Origin of the sequence: Arthrobacter sp. LFS091, assembly GCF_047977885.1 — a bacterium.
Taxonomy (GTDB): domain Bacteria; phylum Actinomycetota; class Actinomycetes; order Actinomycetales; family Micrococcaceae; genus Arthrobacter.
In genome coordinates this window covers 1-1,147 of sequence record NZ_JBFPFP010000024.1, presented here as the reverse complement: position 1 = coordinate 1,147, position 1,147 = coordinate 1, and the positions used below count along the sequence as shown (strand labels likewise).

Genomic DNA, 1,147 nt, shown 5'->3' with positions numbered 1-1,147 from the left:
CAACTGGCTCGGTACTACTTCCCGTATTTTTGGTTGTACCTGTACATGAACGCGGCCATCGCGTCACGGTTCACGGGTTGGAGTGGCCGGTAGGTTTTGGACCCGTTCGCTTCGGTCCAACCGGTGGAGATACCGGATCCAGCCAGCCAGCCAATTTCGTTCTGGAACTGCGCACCCTCAGGAACATCTGCGAACTTCGCAGCACCAGTGATCGCGGGCTTGCCCGCAAACCTGTACATGAACGCAGCCATCGCATCTCTGTTCACCGGCTGCACCGGACGGAACGTCTTGGTCCCGTTCGACTCAACCCAGCCCGTGGAGATACCCTTCGACGCGAGCCAAGTGATCTCCTTGTAGAACTGCGTAGAGGGAGTCACATCAGCAAACGGAGACTTAGCAGGTGGCTGGAACGCCGGCGAACCAGCCAACCGGTACATAAACGCAGCCATCGCATCACGATTCACAGCCTGCAACGGCCGGAACGTCCGGGAACCATTAGCCTCAACCCACCCCGTGGAGATACCCTGCGCAGCAAGCCAGGAAATCTCTTCATGGAACTGGGCGCCGGCAGCCACATCAGCAAACGACACCGCAGACGTCGCCTTGAACGTTCCCGTCCAGGAAGCCGTTGCACCGGGTGCCAGAACATAATCCGTCGTCGCACGCGCAGTCACCGTCACCGTCCCTGAACCGGGGTACGTGCCGGCGGCAATGACCTTGCCCCCGACCAGGTACTCAACACCGGTCACAGCAGGAACCGTATAGGCGTCGTCCTTCGTACCGTCCTTATCCGTAAACACCACAGCAGCCGGGGTCACCACAAACGGAGTCGCCTTGAACGTTCCCGACCACGATGCCGTTGCACCGGGTGTCAGAACATAATCCGTCGTCGCACGCGCAGTCACCGTCACCGTCCCCGAACCGGGGTACGTCCCAGCAGCAACGACCTTGCCCCCGACCAAATACTCAACACCGGTCACAGCAGGAACCGTATAGGCGTCGTCCTTCGTGCCGTCCTTATCCGTAAACACCACCGCAGCAGGGGTCACCACAAACGGAGTCGCCTTGAACGTTCCCGACCACGACGCCGTCGCACCGGGTGCCAGAACATAATCCGTCGTTGCACGGGCAGTCACCGTCACCGTCC

General features: G+C 60.2%; 1 protein-coding gene. It reads right to left on the bottom strand.

Annotation, left to right across the window (positions count from 1 at the left end):
• Positions 1–14: 14 nt before the first annotated feature.
• Positions 15–1,147 (bottom strand): S-layer homology domain-containing protein (locus tag ACNQOP_RS20490; RefSeq protein WP_416405573.1); only part of this gene is annotated, 1,133 nt, incomplete at its 5' end.